The following is a 338-nucleotide window of genomic DNA, read 5'->3' on the forward strand; positions in this document are numbered from 1 at the left end:
GTTCGTGCGGCTGTACAACGCCACCAGTGCACCGGCTGCCGCCAGTGTGGGCAACACCCAGATCAAGCAGGTTGGCGCCCAGGCCAGCAGCGATTTCAGCTTCCTGCCTGGCGGTGACTACACCGCCAAGGTCGGCGGCAAGAGCGTGCCGGTCAAGCTGGCCTCGGACAAGTACTACACCCTGGTCAACAGCAGCAGCGGCAACCCGAAGCTGATCGAAGAGCCGCCGTTCAAGAACAAGCAGAAAGCCCTGGTGCGCGTGCAGAACCTGAGCGACCAGCAGCTGACCCTGAAAACCGCCGACGGCACGACCGAAGTGGTCAAGCAGGTGGCCGCCA

The 338-nt window shown here is 63.6% G+C and carries 1 protein-coding gene; it reads left to right on the top strand.

Features of this window, described 5'->3' with window-relative positions; all coding sequences use genetic code 11:
- On the top strand, positions 1–338 hold a 338-nt coding region (locus tag QWI17_RS16865; protein ID WP_302723691.1), incomplete at both ends, for an alginate O-acetyltransferase AlgF.

This window comes from Gilvimarinus gilvus (genome assembly GCF_030518155.1).
Lineage (GTDB): Bacteria > Pseudomonadota > Gammaproteobacteria > Pseudomonadales > Cellvibrionaceae > Gilvimarinus > Gilvimarinus gilvus.